Annotated in this window: 21 protein-coding genes; 10 read left to right on the forward strand and 11 right to left on the reverse strand. The window is 54.2% G+C overall.

The window, feature by feature from the left end; translation table 11 throughout:
- Positions 1 to 3 precede the first annotated feature (3 nt).
- Positions 4 to 1,272, reverse strand: a complete 1,269-nt coding sequence (rodA, locus tag RHH27_RS05525) for a rod shape-determining protein RodA (protein ID WP_206201417.1) — start codon at positions 1,270 to 1,272, stop codon at positions 4 to 6.
- A 146-nt stretch (positions 1,273 to 1,418) separates the two neighbouring features.
- Between rodA and RHH27_RS05530 the strand changes: the two genes are divergently transcribed.
- Entirely contained in the window at positions 1,419 to 2,135 is a 717-nt protein-coding gene (locus tag RHH27_RS05530) for a pyridoxine 5'-phosphate synthase (RefSeq protein ID WP_302679060.1), read from the forward strand.
- On the opposite strand, the gene RHH27_RS05535 is transcribed toward RHH27_RS05530, so the two are convergent.
- The gene (locus tag RHH27_RS05535) at positions 2,125 to 2,586 is read right to left on the reverse strand and encodes a YbjN domain-containing protein (protein ID WP_206201419.1); all 462 of its coding nucleotides are present in this window, start codon (positions 2,584 to 2,586) and stop codon (positions 2,125 to 2,127) included. The two genes, RHH27_RS05530 and RHH27_RS05535, sit on opposite strands and share 11 nt — an antisense overlap.
- A gap of 25 nt (positions 2,587 to 2,611) precedes the next feature.
- The gene (locus RHH27_RS05540; RefSeq protein WP_206201420.1) at positions 2,612 to 3,049 is read right to left on the reverse strand and encodes a hypothetical protein; all 438 of its coding nucleotides are present in this window, start codon (positions 3,047 to 3,049) and stop codon (positions 2,612 to 2,614) included.
- Positions 3,050 to 3,244: 195 nt separating this feature from the next.
- Between RHH27_RS05540 and RHH27_RS05545 the strand changes: the two genes are divergently transcribed.
- From RHH27_RS05545 to scpB, 6 genes are all read left to right on the forward strand, one after another.
- Entirely contained in the window at positions 3,245 to 3,853 is a 609-nt protein-coding gene (locus RHH27_RS05545) for a DUF3038 domain-containing protein (protein ID WP_225901665.1), read from the forward strand.
- Positions 3,853 to 4,527, forward strand: coding sequence for a DUF4335 domain-containing protein (locus tag RHH27_RS05550; RefSeq protein WP_206201421.1), 675 nt, complete (start codon positions 3,853 to 3,855; stop codon positions 4,525 to 4,527). Before RHH27_RS05545 ends, RHH27_RS05550 begins: the two co-directional genes overlap by 1 nt.
- Before the next feature lie 65 nt (positions 4,528 to 4,592).
- Positions 4,593 to 5,126, forward strand: coding sequence for a gamma carbonic anhydrase family protein (locus RHH27_RS05555; RefSeq protein WP_302676532.1), 534 nt, complete (start codon positions 4,593 to 4,595; stop codon positions 5,124 to 5,126).
- Between the two features lie 117 nt (positions 5,127 to 5,243).
- Positions 5,244 to 6,269 (forward strand): phosphate acyltransferase PlsX, encoded by a 1,026-nt coding sequence (plsX, locus tag RHH27_RS05560; protein WP_302679061.1) that lies wholly within the window; start codon positions 5,244 to 5,246, stop codon positions 6,267 to 6,269.
- The gene (locus tag RHH27_RS05565) at positions 6,269 to 7,258 is read left to right on the forward strand and encodes a beta-ketoacyl-ACP synthase III (RefSeq protein WP_302679062.1); all 990 of its coding nucleotides are present in this window, start codon (positions 6,269 to 6,271) and stop codon (positions 7,256 to 7,258) included. Before plsX ends, RHH27_RS05565 begins: the two co-directional genes overlap by 1 nt.
- A 2-nt stretch (positions 7,259 to 7,260) precedes the next feature.
- Complete coding sequence (gene scpB, locus RHH27_RS05570) at positions 7,261 to 7,770, forward strand: SMC-Scp complex subunit ScpB (RefSeq protein WP_206201425.1); 510 nt, start codon at positions 7,261 to 7,263, stop codon at positions 7,768 to 7,770.
- Here the strand turns inward: scpB and RHH27_RS05575 are convergent.
- Together RHH27_RS05575 and RHH27_RS05580 are read right to left on the reverse strand one after the other, a co-directional pair.
- The gene (locus tag RHH27_RS05575; RefSeq protein WP_225901666.1) at positions 7,742 to 8,620 is read right to left on the reverse strand and encodes an FHA domain-containing protein; all 879 of its coding nucleotides are present in this window, start codon (positions 8,618 to 8,620) and stop codon (positions 7,742 to 7,744) included. The genes scpB and RHH27_RS05575 overlap by 29 nt on opposite strands.
- A 51-nt stretch (positions 8,621 to 8,671) precedes the next feature.
- Complete coding sequence (locus RHH27_RS05580; protein WP_302679063.1) at positions 8,672 to 8,851, reverse strand: hypothetical protein; 180 nt, start codon at positions 8,849 to 8,851, stop codon at positions 8,672 to 8,674.
- Between the two features lie 365 nt (positions 8,852 to 9,216).
- On the opposite strand from RHH27_RS05580, the gene RHH27_RS05585 reads away from it, so the two are divergent.
- The 3 genes from RHH27_RS05585 to cysE all read left to right on the forward strand — a co-directional run bounded on the left by RHH27_RS05585 (position 9,217) and on the right by cysE (position 12,194).
- Positions 9,217 to 9,771 (forward strand): late competence development ComFB family protein, encoded by a 555-nt coding sequence (locus RHH27_RS05585; protein WP_206201625.1) that lies wholly within the window; start codon positions 9,217 to 9,219, stop codon positions 9,769 to 9,771.
- Entirely contained in the window at positions 9,768 to 11,378 is a 1,611-nt protein-coding gene (gene cimA, locus RHH27_RS05590; RefSeq protein ID WP_206201427.1) for a citramalate synthase, read from the forward strand. The genes RHH27_RS05585 and cimA overlap by 4 nt, the downstream gene beginning before the upstream one ends.
- Before the next feature lie 75 nt (positions 11,379 to 11,453).
- Positions 11,454 to 12,194: a serine O-acetyltransferase gene (cysE, locus tag RHH27_RS05595; RefSeq protein ID WP_149817618.1), complete on the forward strand. Its 741-nt coding sequence runs from the start codon at positions 11,454 to 11,456 to the stop codon at positions 12,192 to 12,194.
- Here cysE and RHH27_RS05600 read toward each other — a convergent pair.
- From RHH27_RS05600 to ligA, 6 genes are all read right to left on the reverse strand, one after another.
- Positions 12,191 to 12,709, reverse strand: coding sequence for a DUF721 domain-containing protein (locus RHH27_RS05600; RefSeq protein WP_302679064.1), 519 nt, complete (start codon positions 12,707 to 12,709; stop codon positions 12,191 to 12,193). The two genes, cysE and RHH27_RS05600, sit on opposite strands and share 4 nt — an antisense overlap.
- Before the next feature lie 16 nt (positions 12,710 to 12,725).
- Complete coding sequence (locus RHH27_RS05605; protein ID WP_297050936.1) at positions 12,726 to 13,613, reverse strand: PRC-barrel domain-containing protein; 888 nt, start codon at positions 13,611 to 13,613, stop codon at positions 12,726 to 12,728.
- Between the two features lie 148 nt (positions 13,614 to 13,761).
- Positions 13,762 to 14,232 carry an allophycocyanin gene (locus RHH27_RS05610; RefSeq protein ID WP_302676525.1) on the reverse strand — a complete coding sequence of 157 codons (471 nt, stop codon included), beginning with the start codon at positions 14,230 to 14,232 and terminating at the stop codon, positions 13,762 to 13,764.
- A 21-nt stretch (positions 14,233 to 14,253) separates the two neighbouring features.
- A complete protein-coding gene (locus RHH27_RS05615) occupies positions 14,254 to 14,727 on the reverse strand; it encodes an allophycocyanin (RefSeq protein WP_302676524.1) in 474 nt (157 codons plus the stop codon).
- 45 nt (positions 14,728 to 14,772) lie between these two features.
- Entirely contained in the window at positions 14,773 to 15,459 is a 687-nt protein-coding gene (locus RHH27_RS05620; protein ID WP_302679065.1) for a V4R domain-containing protein, read from the reverse strand.
- Between the two features lie 157 nt (positions 15,460 to 15,616).
- Positions 15,617 to 17,689: an NAD-dependent DNA ligase LigA gene (gene ligA, locus RHH27_RS05625; protein WP_315862902.1), complete on the reverse strand. Its 2,073-nt coding sequence runs from the start codon at positions 17,687 to 17,689 to the stop codon at positions 15,617 to 15,619.
- Between the last annotated feature and the right edge of the window lie 4 nt (positions 17,690 to 17,693).

The following is a 17,693-nucleotide window of genomic DNA, read 5'->3' on the forward strand; positions in this document are numbered from 1 at the left end:
CGGTTAGTAGCGCGATCGCGGGCGATGATTCGCCACGGAGAGCACCATCCCTAAGCCAAGATAGGTCGCCAGCAGGGCTGAGCGGCCATAACTCACCAGCGGTAACGGCATTCCTGTCACGGGGAGCAGACCAATGGTCATGCCAATATTCACCACCACTTGAAACAGGATCATGGCAAATAGACCGATCGCCAGCAACGAGCCAAAGTCATGACCGGCACTATTGGCAATTTGCAATAAGCGCAAACCGATTAACCAAAAAAGGCATAGGAGAACTAAACTGCCAATGAAGCCCGTCTCCTCAGCGATCGCTGAAAAAATAAAGTCTGTATGCTGTTCGGGAATAAATCCCAACTGGGTCTGGGTGCCTTGAAAAATGCCCCGCCCCCATAGCCCACCAGCACCAATGGCAATCCGCGATTGAATCAAGTGGTAGCCAGCCCCAAGGGGATCCTTGTCGGGGTCAAGAAACATGAGAATACGGGTTTTTTGATAGTCCTTGAGCACGCTCCAAAGCAGCTGCCCCAAGCCAGCCCCGCCGAGATTGAGCACCAGCCCCCCCAAGCCACCGACCCAGCCCAAGGGCAAGCTCCGCCATGCAACGACGGCCATCGCCAGTGTCCACACCAACCAGAGGATCAGGTTCAGTTGGTAGGGCAGAGGCAGGGCAACGAGAATCGCTGCCACCAAAGGGGAAAGCATCAAGACAATCCAGCTGCCGGGGGTATTCGCCCAGTAGAGCATTGTCAATGTAATGGCAATGAAAACAAGAGACGTGCCCAAATCCGGCTGCGTCAAAACTAGGAAAAAGGGGGGGGCGGTGGCTGCAAAGACACTGAGAATGCCCTTCAGAGAGTGGCCTGAAATGCGGTGCAACAGTGCCGCTTGGGTAAGAATGAGGGAGATTTTGGCAAACTCCGAGGGTTGCAGGTTAAAGCCGCCAATCGCCAACCAGCGCTCTGCTCCCTTGGCCTCGACCCCCACGAGATCAACCGCTAGCAGCAGGGCACAGCTCAGGCCGTAGATGACCCAATGACTGCCCATAAAGACCGATTCCGGAACGCGGGCAAGGATCAGGGCAAGCATCGTACCCATCCCCCCCACCAATAAATGCTGGAGACTATCGTTTTCCTCTAGGTGTAGTTGACTACTGTGGATGAAGACCGCCCCAATGACCGTGGTTGCCCAAACAGCCCCTAACAGCAGCCAATCCACGCCTCGCCATGGATAAAACCAGCCAAAAGTCCGCCGTCGGGGTACTCGCCAAGTCATCAGCCACTGTCCTGTCTCTCCTAGGGGGTTAGTCTATCGGCTGGCTCAAAAGGTTGCAAACGGCCAGCGCGGACAACCGACATGGCACCTTGCCTTGGTGTATTATCCGAAAGGTTGGGCTTCTATTCCGACAAGGAGCGATCGCAGTGGCAACCCTAGGGGTCAACATTGATCATGTAGCAACGATTCGCCAAGCGCGGCGCACAGTTGAACCCGATCCCGTAGCCGCAGCCGTTTTGGCAGAACTGGGGGGAGCTGATGGCATTACCGTACATCTGCGGGAAGATCGTCGCCATATTCAAGAGCGGGATGTGCGCCTGCTGCGGCAAACGGTACGCACCCATTTGAACCTAGAGATGGCTGCCACTTCCGAAATGGTGGCGATCGCCCTTGACATTCGGCCAGATTACGTGACGTTGGTACCTGAGCGGCGCGAAGAAGTCACCACCGAAGGGGGACTAGATGTGGTGGGTCAGCGGCAACCCTTGACCCAAGTGGTGCAAACGTTGCAAGGCGCAGGAATTCCTGTGAGTTTATTCATTGACGCGGATCCGACCCAACTGGAAGCCGCCGCTAAAACCACGGCTCAATTTATTGAACTGCACACCGGTCGCTATGCCGAAGCCAAGGGGGAAGCGGCGCAACAACAAGAGTTAGCAATTTTAGCTCATGGTGTCCAACAGGCAAAATCCTTAGGCTTGCGGGTGAATGCAGGCCATGGCCTGACCTACACCAATGTGGGGGCGATCGCCCGCCTTGAAGGCATTGAAGAACTCAATATTGGCCACACGATTATCAGCCGCGCTGTTCTTGTGGGCATGGTGCAAGCCGTACGGGATATGAAAGCCCTCATTAGCTCTTAAACTCAGCCCTGAGGGCGTCATCATAGTCATCAGCGAGTGTCGCCACAATCGTAATTAGGCGGGAAATTTCACCCGCAGTAATCCCCCCTAGGGTGCGGGTAGCCACGACTTGGACTTGGTCTTCAGCAATGGCAAAGTGTGCCTCGAGGGTGGTGAGCCAGTTCAACGTCAGGAGCTTACGATAGAGTGCCAATTCATCCGCTACGGGCAGAGGCAGTACCGGTGACCAAATGGTGAGAAAGTCTTCCGCCGTATGGCCACTCAACTGCACAAAGACCTCGGCACTGCCATAGCGAAACATCCAAATTTTGCCACTGTCCGTTTGGCCAACGAGGGGGGCGCCCCCCTGATGGAGACTAGAAATCACCGTTTCAATAATCTCAACCGCATTTTCTAGGGGCGTGTCAAGGGATGCTGCGGGGATGGGCTGCACTTCACTGACCATGGTCATTCCTTTCGTGAATCAGGACAACTTGTTAGAGGACTTGGTGGGTGTAGGCGTGTTGTTTGACATTGTCGGCAGCGGTAACGATACGCTCGGAGTTGAGCACCCGTTTGCGTTCTGTGGAGGTATTAAAGTTGCGGTAAGTCTCGCCAAGGGGAATATGGCGGGTACTTTGGGGACGGGCAATGTAGGTGCGTGCGGCTGCTGCAAGGCGATCGCCATAGTCATCACACAGATGGGCACTGGGGGGAAACTGCTGCTGCACTTGCTGCGGATCTTGGGCTGTACCATAGGTGAGGGCATGGGCTTCACTATAAGAAGTGGGCAAGCCATGGAGCAAGGCTTCCAACGCCGCTGAGGGAATCGGCTCAATCACCTCTACGGGCTGGAGTTTTCCCTCCACCTGCACAAAACAATGAGCGAGTCCAAGCACCACATAAGCTTCTGGGGGGGGAATCTCTTGACTCATTGCAACCTCACAATCATGTGGTTCTCCTCAAGTCTAGCCTGCTTTTCGAAAAATCAGCGCAGTGGGCAACATATAAAAAGAGGCGGCAGTCGTCAGTGGAGAAACGGCTAAGATCGTTTAGGCCTATTTCACCATGAGTCCTGTCATTATTGCTGTATAGTGAGCACTCTAGAGAGTATGGAAACGGCAAACTCAATGCCAGCAACAATCGAATCCCCTGAAGTTGAGCTATTACCTCCGATGTTGGCAGCACTGCCCGACCCCCAAGGGGTGAGTGTGTGTCCTCGGCGGGCACGTTGGCAATTAGACTTATTGTTGCTTGCCCTAGAGTGCGTTGATTTGCATGCCTCTGAGTTGATGTTGCAAGTGCTGCGAGATCTGCAACTGCAAGTGATGATCCCCAATCGGGTCGTATTTTGGCAAATTCGCTGCACCAATCCCTTTCGCCAAATTACCCAGCGTACCCCCTTGCCCTTAGCGGAAACAAAGGCACTCACCGCAGTGGTTGTGCAAGTGGCGCGGCGGCAGACGGCAATCCTGCGGCATTTACTTTTGGTGTTGGATCAATTGCAGGCGCAAAATTTGCCCCCGGAAACCTATGCCCCCTTGGCGGAGTATTTAGACCGCTTTCGCCGCCATTTTCGCAAACGCATGAACCTCCAGCGATCGGGTCTCTTTCTCTACAAAAATAACCAAGCCCTCAATGAGTTGGGTCTAAAGCTGTTGGCACAACTTCTGCTCTGTGCAGGCACAAAGGGCATGGAACGCCTTTGGTTTAGTTTATTTGATGGGGAAGTAAGTTAATGCTGCTGCAACGCCAGTATTCATTGCCCAATTGCACACTGCGAATTGAAGGGCTGAGTGGTCAAGCCGGCGCAGAGCAGTTGGATATTGTCACCCTCTGCGAGTGGGAGATTATTGGCCAGAATCAGCGGGTCAAGGGCGGGAAAGAATTCCTTGTGGCATTGCTCAATAGTGTGCCTGCAGCAGCGCAAACGTGGTTGAGTGGTGTTAAGTTACGGCGATCGCCCCAGTACCCGATTCAGGTCGAGATTCAGGCCTCTAATCAGGTAGTGCTGCATATTCCCCGCCAGCTATTGCAAGGCTCGCCTACAGAAAATGCCGATACCCCTGCCCAGAATGGCGCTGGTGAAACCCTAGAAGTGCAGCTCACTTGGTTGCAGCTAGCGGATTTAGTGGAGGCATTGGATCAACTCTGTAGTGATAGCCAAACACTGCCTACCCTGATACCAACATTCCATTCCCTCCCCCGGCAGGCGATCGCCCCTGCTGTGCCTTTGCGCAAACAACTGATGCCCTTGGGGATTGGCGCTGCTAGCTTAGCCGTCATGGCTGCGATCTTTTTCCATCTACCAGTGCCCGAACGCCGTCCCCCCCGCGAGGAAGCCGTGCCCCCCACCGCCGAAGCCGTCACACCCTCACCGGCACCCACGACACCAGCAACCCCGAATCCGTAAGCCCATTTCAGGCCTACCCGCAATTTGGCAACTGTCGTTTAGCTTTTTGATGCTTGGAATCAACCATGGTAATCACTGCCCCTAGTGCTTTTTGGCCCCCCGTTGCCAGCGATCGCGCTGCCTTTATTGCCCCCAATGCCACCCTTGTTGGCGATGTCCGCTTGGGTGAAGGCTGTAGCATTTGGTATGGCGCTGTTTTACGCGGTGACGTGGCGTACATCGAGATTGGTGCCCACACCAATGTTCAAGATGGCGTCATCCTCCATGGTGATCCGGGACAACCCACGATCCTTGGGGAAGAGGTGACGGTTGGGCATCGCGCGGTGATTCATGGCGCAACCGTGGAAGATGGCTGCTTAATTGGCATTGGCGCCGTGATTCTCAATGGCGTTCGAGTTGGAGCGGGCAGTATTGTCGGTGCAGGGGCAGTGGTGAGCAAAGATGTCCCCCCCCGCTCTTTGGTTGTGGGCATTCCCGCTAAGGTGGTGCGGGAAGTGAGTGACACTGAGGCCGCCGATCTACGTCAGCATGCCCGTAAGTATGAACAACTGGCCCATGTCCACAACGGCACAGGCACTGATCTAGGGTTCCATCCCTAGAAGTTGCATCCAAGGCTGTCCTACACTGATTCCGACGGTGTTGGCTGTTGGCCATTCTTAGGAAAAGGGCTGTCATCTGCTAAAATTCTGAAGGATTTTCTCGTAAGAGTTCAGCCAATGACTCGTGCACGGATTGCTGTGGATGCCATGGGGGGTGACTATGCTCCCGATGAGATTGTTGCCGGTGCCCTCAGAGCCAGTGAAGAATTAGACGCCGATATCCTCCTTGTGGGTGATCCGGTGCCCATTCAGCGCTACCTCAATGAACATGCCCCCACAGCCAAGACCCAAATTGTCGAAGCGAGTGATGTTGTGGAAATGGGGGAAGAACCCCTGAGCGCCCTGAAAAAGAAACCCAAGGCCTCAATTAACGTGGCGATGGATCTGGTCAAAGCGGGTGCGGCTGATGCGGTTGTTTCCGCTGGTCACTCAGGGGCAGCGATGGCTGCGGCGCTATTGCGCTTGGGTCGACTCCCTGGCATTGATCGCCCCGCCATTGGTGCCGTCTTACCCACCCTCATCCCCGGCAAATCCGTTCTTGTCCTCGATGTCGGTGCCAATGTGGACTGCCGCCCGAAATACCTTGAGCAATTTGCGGTCATGGGTTCGATCTACAGCCAGTACGTCTTGGATGTCGAAGATCCCAAGGTGGGCTTGCTTAATATTGGCGAAGAGGACTGCAAAGGCAATGATCTGGCCCTAAAGGCACATCAACTGCTGCGGCAAAATCGCCAAATCTCCTTTTTGGGCAATGCCGAAGGCCGCGATGTCCTGTCGGGACAATTTGATGTCGTGGTCTGTGATGGCTTTGTTGGCAATGTTCTGCTTAAATTTGCTGAATCCTTGGGTAGTGTCCTCGTCCAAATTCTCCGCGAAGAGCTACCTCGGGGCTGGCGCGGGCAACTGGGTACGGCGCTGCTGCGTCCCAATCTCCGCAAAATTAAACAGCGCATTGATCATGCCGAACATGGCGGTGGCCTCCTCTTGGGTGTGGATGGCATCTGCATCATTAGCCATGGCAGTTCCCAAGCACCTTCGATTTTTAATGCCATTCGCTTGGCCAAAGAAGCGGTGGATCATCGCGTTTCAGAGCGGATTCAAGCTTGTTACCAGCATGCCGTTGCCGTTGAGGATCAGGCTTAGTGGCTGTGCAGGGCGTTAAATTTAGCGGCGTGGGCGCGGCAATCCCCCGTCAATGCTTGACCAATGCCCACCTCAGTGCCCTTGTGGATACGTCTGATGAGTGGATTCAATCCCGTACCGGCATTCAAGAACGGCACGTGGCAGCTCCTGACCAGCGCCTTGTGGATTTGGCCAGCGAAGCGGCAGGCGCAGCCCTACAGATGGCCGGCCTAGAACCCACAGCAGTCGATTTAATCATCTTGGCTACCTCTACGCCCGATGATCTCTTTGGCACCGCCTGCTTGGTGCAAACTCGCATTGGTGCGCTAAATGCCGTGGCTTTTGACTTAACGGCTGCCTGTTCTGGCTTCCTTTTTGCCTTGGTTACGGCGGCTCAGTATTTGCGCACCGGTGCCTACCGCAGTGCCTTGGTCATTGGTGGTGATATTCTGTCGCGCTGGGTGGATTGGGGCGATCGCCGCACCTGCATTCTCTTTGGCGATGGCGCCGGCGCAATGGTGTTGCAAGCGAGTGACGTGGATCAGCTTTTGAGCTTTGAGCTGCGCAGTGATGGCCGTCTCAATGAGCACCTCACCCTTGCCTTTGCCGGAACCCCTCAATCTCTAGGGGAGCAGCTGGCGATCGCCCAAGGGGGCTTTGCCCCCATTGCCATGAATGGCCGTGAAGTTTATCGCTTTGCCGTCACCCAAGTTCCCGAAGTGATTGAAAAAGCTCTCCACCGCGCTGCCTGTACGGCTGAGGACATTGATTGGCTGGTGCTGCATCAGGCAAACCAACGCATTCTTGACGCGGTTGCCCAGCGTTTGGGCATTCCTCAGGAAAAGGTGATTAGCAATGTGGGGCAGTGTGGCAATACCTCAGCCGCCTCAATTCCCCTTGCCCTGACGGCTCCGATTCAACAGGGGCATATTCAACCCGGAGACTTAATTGCCACCGCTGGCTTTGGTGCGGGGTTAACTTGGGGAGCTGCCCTGTTCCGCTGGCAATAGCTATGCAAAGGGACACTGACCTGCGTACATTAACGATGCGGGTGGAGGCCATTCTCTACCTGAAGGCGCAGCCCCTCACCCTTTCTGAACTAGCAACCCTCGCCGCCACTGCTCCTGAGGCCGTTGAACTGGCACTGATTGAGCTACTCAACGACTATGCCCATCGCCAAACGGCCCTTGAAATTGTCCAAATTGACGATAGATACAGCCTGCAACTCAAGCCCGCCTTTCAAGAATTGGTTCAGTCCCTTGTCCCCGTTGAATTGGGGGTTGCGGCACAGCGCACATTAGCCCTGATTGCTTTTCGTGGCCCCATGCGCCAAGCAGAGGTGATTGAACTGCGGGGATCCAGTGCCTACCAACACATTCAAGAACTCCTCACCCTTGGGTTTATTCAGCGGCGGCGGGATAGCCAAAGTCGCTCCTACATCCTCCAAGTCACTGAGCGCTTTCACCAGTATTTTCAGGTGGATCAACTGCCAACTATTCAGGGGGAAAGGGCGGACGATTGACATACTCACTGAGCAACTGGGAGGGCAAATCATCATTGGTCGCCAATTGCAGATTCAAGAGAGCCACTGCGAGCTTGTCTTGCTCTAGTTTGTTGCGTCCCAAGGCCTTGAGAATGCGCCGTAATTGAGCCGCAATTTCTGCCCCAAACATGGTGAGATTTTCATCGGGCAGTGCGGGCAGCCAATCAATTGCCCCATGTTCTACTGCCCATTGTCGCTGCATGGGGGAAATGTGGTTGTCGTAGCGGTCAATAATGAAACTGCGCAGCTTGGGATAGGTTGCCTTGATCCAATTCAAAAGGTTACCAATATCCGGGGTTTCCAGTTGCGAATCAAGGAGCAACAGGTCAGGGTTGCGCTGCATCACGGTCACAAAATCACTAATAATGCGGCGGCTATTGATTTGCCCCGATTCAACGATAACTTCTAACCCCTGACTACGCAGCAATTCTTGCCAAATTTGTACTTGAATGCCGGGGGGTTGAATGATGAGAATGGTGGGTTGAAGGGCAAGAGGAGCATCCGGCGGGGTGGTGGAGACAGCCTCATCGGTACGAAATTCAAGGGTTGTTTTGCCGATAATAAAGCGATCGCCCGTTTTGAGGAGCGTCGGCACCTGAATCATTTGACCATTTAGCACACAGCCATTACGACTCCCCAAATCAATGAGATAATAATCATCATTATCCAGACGCTGAATCATGGCATGGCGACGGGAAGACCAGCGATCCGCTAAAACAATTGTGCAGTCTTTACCTCGACCAATCACCCATGAATTGCCTTGGGTAAGAGGGACGATATAGGTGCTGGCCTCTGTGGAGATGACCAATTGTGGATACTGTGGTAACAAGGTGACCCCTCTTCCAACTCCCTGTAGGAATAAATTCGGTCTCTCAGTCCTCTATTCAAAATGATAATCGGGACATTGAATGGCGGCTTCCGTTGCTGCCCAATCGGGATGTAGTGAACACTTGAGGCGATAGTCTCCTGAAAAGAAACGACAGCGAGAACAGGGAATTTGATGTAAGCGGCGGGCGATCGCCAGCCCTTCTTGGGTGAATTGCCACACATTCCACGCCATGATTGCCAGCAGCAGCCAAGCAACACAAAAACAAATTGGTACTAGTAATGGCTCTACGGTATGTAAAAAAGATGACAACCAAACAACCATAGGCTGCAACAGAAGAAGAAATGAGAATGATGTGGGCGACTGCTAGCCTTTAATTATTTCCTACGACAATTTTACCACTTGGCTATACAGGTATGAAGATTTCGTAGGATTTGGCAGTTCTTTGCAACAGTTCTCATCGTTATCTTAGCGTTACCGCCTTTTTCTAAAATATGGACTACCTACAGTGCAAAATTGCCCCTGCCCTTGGCAGTTCCTCGGCATATACTAAATTTGAGTGGGGGAGTGCCCCTACAGCAATTACAGCGGAAACACGTATGGGGATTCAAGAGATTGTTGAACAAGCACTGCGCAATGGTTATCTCACACCAACGCAGGAGGCAGAAGTCGGACGCATTTGCGACAAAGCCACCGAACTCTCCGTGGAAGACTATATGGCGTTGGATCGCCTTATGGGTGCTCTCTTGACGGGGCAAGTGGTGGCGGTTCCCCGCAAGCAATTTATCAACGTTATGGAAGAATTGGTGCTCACCGAGGCAATTACCCGCATTGCCGCCATTGAAGCAGAGCAAGAATGCGCCCTTGATTTGGGAGATATTGCCGCCTACGCCCTCAACCGCCTTCCCCCGCTCTACGCCACAACCGAAGAGGGCGCACAGTATCAACGCCAGCGGGCTGAAGAGGAACTCATGGATCTGATTCGCGCCCAAGTCCAAGAGGCCATTAACCGCAGCATGGCACGGCCACAATTTCATCCGGAGCGATCGGCCATCGGCAAAACCTCCGGCAAAGAGGTCTTTTCCCAAGTCAGTTCTTTGCTGCAAGCCTACGCCAATGACTATGAGCGTCCCAAGGGAGAGTCAGCACAGTGAAAATTTGGCTGTACGATACCACCCTGCGTGATGGTGCCCAGCGGGAAGGTCTTTCCCTCTCCCTCGAAGATAAACTGCGGATTGCTCGTCAACTGGATCGCCTAGGGATTCCTTTTATTGAGGGGGGCTGGCCGGGCGCCAATCCCAAGGACGTACAGTTTTTTTGGCAGTTGCAGGAAACGCCCCTCCAACAGGCAGAAATCGTTGCTTTTTGTGCTACTCGTCGCCCCGGCCGCAAGGCCGCAGAAGAGCCAATGTTTGAGCCGATTCTAGCGGCCGGTACCCGCTGGGTGACACTCTTTGGCAAATCTTGGGATCTGCATGTCACCGACGGCCTCAAGACCACCTTGGCCGAAAACTGCGCCATGATTGCCGATTCCATTCAGTTCTTGAAATCCCATGGGCGACGGGTGATCTACGATGCCGAGCATTGGTTTGACGGTTACTTTGCCAACCCCGACTATGCGCTACAAACTCTTGAAACCGCTTTAGCGGCGGGTGCCGATTGGTTAGTTCTCTGCGATACCAATGGCGGTTGTCTGCCCCATCAAATTCAGGCAGTGGTCGCCGAGGTGGTGGCGCATTTTGGTGCCTTGGACTGCTTGGGCATTCACACCCACAACGATGCTGGCACAGCCGTAGCCAATGCCCTTGCGGCGGTTCAAGCGGGGGTGCGAATGGTGCAGGGAACGATCAATGGCTATGGCGAACGCTGCGGCAATGCCAATCTGTGCACCCTGATTCCCAATCTGCAATTGAAACTGGGCTATGACTGTGTCACCCCAGAGCAGTTGGCAACCCTCACAGAAGTGAGCCGCCACGTGAGTGAAATTGTCAACCTTGCCCCCGATGATCACGCGCCCTACGTGGGGCTGTCGGCCTTTGCCCATAAGGGGGGAATTCACGTCAGTGCCGTGCAGCGCAACCCCCGTACCTACGAGCATATTGAGCCGCATTGGGTGGGCAATCAACGGCGCATTATTATTTCTGAGCAGGCGGGCATCAGCAATATTTTGGCGAAAACCAGTGAACTTGGCTTTGAGTTGGATCGGCAGCATCCCCTGAGTCGGACAATTTTGGAGCGGATTAAGCATCTCGAAAGCGAAGGCTATCAATTTGAAGCGGCGGAAGCGAGTTTTGAACTCCTGATTCAGGAGGTTCTAGGGCAACGCCAGCGACCCTTTACCCTCAAGGGCTTTGATGTCTTTTGCCGCACCGATTCACGTCAACTGGAGGCCACGATTCGCAGCCAGTCTCTGGCCACGGTCAAAGTTGAAGTCAATGGGGAGGAGATGCTCACGGCGGCAGAGGGCAATGGTCCTGTCTCGGCATTGGATCAGGCGCTGCGCAAGGCCTTGATGTCCTTCTATCCAGAGATTGCCGAGTTTCACCTCACGGACTACAAGGTGCGGATTTTAGATGGCCATGCCGGCACGGCAGCCAAAACACGGGTGCTGGTGGAATCCAGTAATGGGCGCGATCGCTGGGCAACAGTGGGTGTCTCTGCCAATATCATTGAAGCCTCCTACCAAGCGGTTGCCGAAGCCCTCGAATATGGCCTACAGCGCACTCGGCGATCCCAACCGTCCCCTTTGGTGGCCTCCTGAAGCCTCTTAGACCTTGGCAAAATCCGCTAAGATCAAAACTGCTGTTTAGGTTGCATCACTGCCAAGGAGCCGCGTGTGCTCAGCACCCTCAAAGCAGATTTCCAAATTATCTTTGAGCGGGATCCCGCTGCCCGCAATTGGTTAGAGGTTGTTTTTTGCTATCCCGGACTTCAGGCCATTGTTCTCCATCGGTTGAGCCACTGGCTTTGGCGGCGGGGTATTCCCTTTATCCCCCGCTTTATTTCTCACATTGCTCGCCTGCTGACGGGGATTGAAATTCACCCCGGCGCCACGATTGGCAAGGGCGTTTTCATTGATCACGGCATGGGGGTCGTCATTGGCGAGACTGCGATTGTGGGCAATTACTGTTTGATTTATCAGGGAGTGACCCTCGGCGGTACCGGTAAAGAAACGGGAAAGCGGCACCCTACCCTCGGTGAAAATGTGGTTGTCGGTGCTGGGGCAAAGGTGTTGGGCAACCTCACGATTGGGGACAATGTGCGCATTGGCGCGGGGTCTGTGGTGCTGCGGGATGTGCCCTCGGATTGTACCGTGGTGGGGATTCCCGGGCGAATTGTCTATCGTGCAGGTGCCAAAATTGCCCCCTTGGAACACGGTCAACTGCCAGACTCTGAGGCCGAAGCAATTCGCTATCTCTTGGATCGCATTGAACTCCTAGAGAAACAGGTGCAAACACTGCAACAGCAGGAAAAGGTGCCTGCTCTGGCGCAAGGACATTTGCAAGCCTCCCAAGGTCAAGCCTGCCGCCTCAGCGATCGCCCCATTGAGGAGTTTCTCAACGGCTCTGGCATCTAGGCTGGCCGCATATAACACAGGCCACAGAGTCCCCAGCGCTGCAATTCTTTGATGGGTGTAGGGCACTGACAGCGGGGGCAGAGGGGATAGTCTCGCGATCGCTGACGCACTTGGGCTTGCCATCGTTGAAAAGCCTCTTGGGGAGTGGCGGCAGGTGTCACATTGGGAAGATGCCCGACTTTCGGTAAGGCCTCATGGCTAGCGATCGCCGAGCGTTGGGGGTGCCAGTCCCGATTGGAAAAGCGAATATCGCTGAGGACAATGCCAAGGGTCTGCTGAATTTTGACCATGAGGGGCGATCGCGAGAACATCAGATGGTGCGCCCAAGTACTACTGGCAACGGCCACATGCAAAACCCCTTGACTGGTGAGTTCCACAGGAACAGCGTGCTCAGCGACGACCGCCCCCACGAGCTGCGGCCACTGCTCCAAGAGACGCAAGAACCGCTGCGGCTGCTGCCATTCAGGAGCCTGCTGCCATTGCTGAAGTACCGTGGCCAGTGGGACATAGGCCATCGTGGACTATTCCCGACTATTCGTGATCGTATTCCTCTTGCTTCTGCCGCTGCTCAAGGCGAATCGGTTGTTGCTCTTCCCAAGGATCGGCAGTGGGTTCCGATTCCGGCAGTTCTACGGGCATGGCTTGAGCTGGAGGTTTAACTTGACGCGAGCGGGGACGCTCTTCATACTCATACTCCTCCTCATACTCCACATACTCAGGCTGGCGACGCCGACGCCGGGGAGCGGTTTCCCAATCGGCTTCGTAATCACTGCGGCTGCGTTGGGGGGGATAGACGGGCGATCGCGCTCCGGAGGGCAATTGATTACTGCTCGGCGTAACGGGCTGATAGTACTCGTCCTCGTCGCTTTCCCAAGGGGGTGCCCCCAAGCCGACCCGTTCTAAGAGACCCACTGTTAATTGCCGCAGGCGGGTTTCTGCCCCTTCAAAGACAATAATGCGATCAGGGCCGGTGCTGACAATTTCCTCAATGGGCAACTCGTAGGTGCTAATCAGTTGCGCCGGAATCCAAGGCAAGCCAATGGAAGCTAAAATCAAATCCGTAATGTCGCCCGTTTCAGGATCAAACTTAAAGCCCCGTACCTTACCCAGCACTTCACCGGTTTCGGTGACAATCTCACTATCAATCAGTGTGCTGTAGTTGTAGGTATTGAGAGCTTCGGTGACATCATCATCGTGCTCAACGAGAATGACATCGCCAATTTGGCGAATACTGTCGAGAAGAATGTAGCGTTGCTCCCCTGTAAAGAGGGTATTGCGTACCCCCAAGGCCACCACTTGCCGCTGGTCAATATCGACCCAAACTTGATTAATGACGCCTAACTTCCGACCAGTATCACGGGTAATTACCTGTGTACCGATCAAATCTGCCCGTTGCAGCAATTGCGCCGATATGGTCATGCCTTTGTGTATCCCAATGAATCTTAGTAATACTATAGCGGCGAATACCAATGGTACGCCAAAGGCGATCGCAGGAGTGATAAATTGCCCCGTGCAATCGGTGCTTCTAGGCTAGCGCATTTTTGCCACACTGCTGAGTGGGGTGAGTCTATTCCCCTAGGATGGACTGGGTCAGTGCCATCACAGGCTGCATTAACGGTGTTTCCTCACCCGAGAGCACTTGATTGACCACTTGGGGCAGGACTTGGTACGTTACTTGTGCCACCTTCTCATCCTTGAAGGCCTTAATGATCGTGCGGTACCACAGCAAGAAGCCATCCCGCAGGGCATCCAAATCGGCAAATAACATCGCCGCTGCCGCTAGGCGTAGTACATGCTTGCGATCGCGCCGACACACGGCGGAATAGTCGTGATTGCCCTTACGGAAAATATGGGGACTTTTGGCGCGCAGTTGCTGCTCCACCTGATCTAGGATTTTCTCTTCAGCATCGCGGATTTTTTCGTAGGCACGAATGCGCTGCTCCGCTGCCGCTAGATAATTTCTGAGAAATTCCAGTTCCTTGGCACTGGCATAGCGGCCATCGGCCTCAAGGCTGAGTTTTTCTAGTTGACGCAGCATCAGTCCCACCCCACAACAACTCTATTCTGACAAAATTGAACTGCCGAGGGCAAGGACAGGCTGCATCACCCGTTGTTCTTCGGGCGTGAGCAGTTGCTTTATCATATTCGGCAGGTACTTGCCATAGGTGGAGGAGGCAGTTGCTTCGTAGTTAAAGGATTTGACAATGGTGCGGTACCAAAGTAAGAAATTATCCCGCAGCAAGTCCAACTCCGCAAAAAGCATGGCCGAGGCACACAGACGAATGGTATCCACTAAATCACGACGGCAAATTTCTGAGCGATCGCCATTGATGAAATGGAAGCAGCGGGGATTTTCTGCCTTTTGCATGGATTGAATTTTATCCGCCATCATTTCCGCCTCAGTGCGGATTTTTTCGTAGGCACTGATGCGACTCTCCACCGAGGCCAAGTACTCCCGCAGAAAATCTAATTCCTCGGCCCGGGCATAGCGACCATCGGCAACAACAGTTAAGTGATTCAACTGACGGAACATAGGGCAACCCTCGCTAGAAAATAAATGAACACACTCGCTTGTGGCTTATCGTTTCACCAACTCCCCTTGGCGCAGGCGTTTTTCAATATCCCGTGCCGTGGCTCCTTCGTTTTGCCAGAAGGCAGCAGCATCAATGCGATCCTGTTTACCGACGAGAAACTTACAGTAGGTTTCCCCCATGGCATAGCACTGCAACTCGATACAACTCAGGGGCTTTTGAATCAATCCCGTAAAGAAGCCCGCAAACAGACCGGCATAGATGTAGCAGACGGGCTTACCCACATCCCCAAGGGTGCGCGCCACCACGGAGTCAAAGATATTGATGAACATAAAACCATTCTTTTGCTCCGTGAGATCCACTTCCCAGTTGCCCCAGCCTAGGGTTGTCAAGGGCCACCACCAAGCCTCGAGGATAAATGTCAAGGTGGCCTTGCGTAGTTCGCGCTGGTACTCCTGCTCAAAGTGTTGCTTAAAGACAACCGCATCGCGTTTGCCCCACTCTTCGCCAATTTTGTACATGACGAGGGCAGAGGCAGGGCCAACTTCCTCTTCGAGACCTTCCACTAGGCCAATGACAAAGTCTTCTGTCGCTAGAGCGATCCGCTGATCATACCAGTCGGTAATGCTGCCCCGTTGGCGATCAAATTGCAGATAGTCCCGCAAGCTATAGTGATTGGTGCGCATCGGATGAGTTTGGTGTAACTGATGCTGATAGTCCTGAGCACGGGTCATAGCATTGGCACTCCCAGTAGGTCGAGACGGCGTGACAGAAACCATAGATCAGCGAATTGCCCCCTATTGTGCTTGAACGTTAGGTACTGAGCAGCCACACTTTTTAGGCTAAAAGATTTTTCAGGGTCGTGGCTCCGCACTCCCACTGATTTTTTGTCTAACGACACATTTCTATAAGTTCTGTTTCATTGATGCAGGGGATGCCCAATTCTTGAGCGCGTCGCAGTTTACTCCCCGCTTTTTCGCCCACCACTAGATAATCCGTTTGCCGACTGACACTCTCACTCACTTGACCGCCATATTGCTGGATCAGCGTTTTGGCTGCTTCACGGGTGAGGCTGGGCAGGGTGCCTGTAATCACAAAACGTTTGCCCGCAAGGGATTGTCCAGTCGTTGGTGCAGTGGCGATCGCCGCCGCCAGTTGTAGCCCCAAGGCTTTGAGATCAGCAATGAGGGTTTGGTGCGCTGGGTCTTGGAACCACTCGTGAACCGCTTGGGCAATTTCCTGACCAATGCCATAGACCCCACACAGATCGGCGACGGTAGCAGCGGCCAGCTCCTCAACAGACTTGAATTGATCGGCAAGCACTTGGGCATTGACACTCCCCACATGGCGGATGCCTAGGCCATAGAGCACCCGTGGCCACGGTTGTTCTTTCGAGTCGGCGATCGCCTGCAACAATTTAGCAGCGGACTTTTGACCCATGCGCTCGAGGCGCAACAGTTGTGCTGCCGTCAGGCGATAGAGATCCGCCGGGGTGTGCACCAACTCCTTGGCCACCAATTGCTGTACTAGCTTTTCCCCTAACCCTTGAATATCCAAGGCATCCCGACTTGCCCAGTGGAGGATTTGGCCGCGCACGATCGCCGGACACCGCGGATTGACACAGCGACTCACCGCTTCGTTGGCAGGGCGCACCACCGGCTGATGACATTCAGGACACACGGTGGGCATCGTAAAGGGTTGAGCCGTTGGCGATCGCAATTCGGGAAAGACCCGCACAATCTCTGGAATGATTTCGCCGGCTTTGTGGATCACCACCTTATCGCCAATGTGCAAATCCAATTCGGCAATGTAGTCTGCATTGTGCAGCGTTGCCCGTGATACCGTGGTACCCGCTAATTGCACTGGCACCAGTTCAGCGACTGGGGTGAGCGCACCCGTGCGTCCCACTTGAATGGTAATGGCCACCACATCAGTAATGGCCTGCTCTGGTTCGTACTTCCAAGCAACACAGCCGCGGGGAAACTTTTGCGTAAACCCAAGGGTCTGTTGCAGCGTTAAATCATTGAGCTTGACCACAATGCCATCGGTCAGATAAGGCAGTTGGTGGCGGGCGGTTTGCCAGTGGTCGTAGTAGGCTTTCACCGCCTCTAGGTCAGGGCAGTCGGCATTGTGGGGATTGACCCGAAAGCCAAGGCGTTGCAGCGCATTGAGCACTTGCCGCTGCGATTGGGGTTCCCCTGCTTGGTTCTCATCCCAAGGAACGCTACCCCCTTCAGGTAAATGCAGCGCATAGGCAAAGAAGTCCAGTTGGCGTTGGGCAACAATGCGCGGATCCAGTTGACGGAGAGTACCAGCGGCGGCATTACGGGGATTAGCAAAGGGAGCTTCTCCTTGGGCTTGGCGTTCTTGGTTGAGTTGATGGAATCGCGCCAAAGGCAAAAAAGCTTCCCCACGAACTTCAACGATTGGGGGTGGGTTCTCGATGGCTAGCCGCAGGGGAATGGTGCGAATCGTGCGCACATTGCTGGTAATATCCTCACCGCGTTGGCCATCGCCCCGAGTTGCCCCCCGCACCAATAACCCGTTTTCATAGGTCAAAGCAAGGGCCACGCCATCCATTTTGAGTTCGCAGACATATTCCGTCGGGGGAATTGGCTCCTCTTGCCGTAGGCTACGCCAATAGCGCTGCCAGCGTTCCTGCCACGCCACCATATCGGCAAAGGTAAAGGCATTTTCGAGGCTATAGAGGGGAATGCGATGGCTGACACTCTCAAATTGACTGACGGGAGCTTCGCCGACCCGCTGGGTAGGGCTGTCGGGGGTGATGTACTCAGGATGAGCCGCTTCGAGTTCCTGCAGTTCGCGATAGAGCTGGTCATAGACTTCATCTTCCATGATCGGCTGATCGAGGGCATAGTAGGCGTAGCTCGCCCGCTGAAGCAGGTGCCGCAGTTGTTGAATCCGTTCGGCTGCTGTCGTCATCGGGGGTTCCTTCGAGACCATTTGC

This window comes from Thermosynechococcus sp. PP555, from assembly GCF_031583225.1.
Taxonomy (GTDB): domain Bacteria; phylum Cyanobacteriota; class Cyanobacteriia; order Thermosynechococcales; family Thermosynechococcaceae; genus Thermosynechococcus.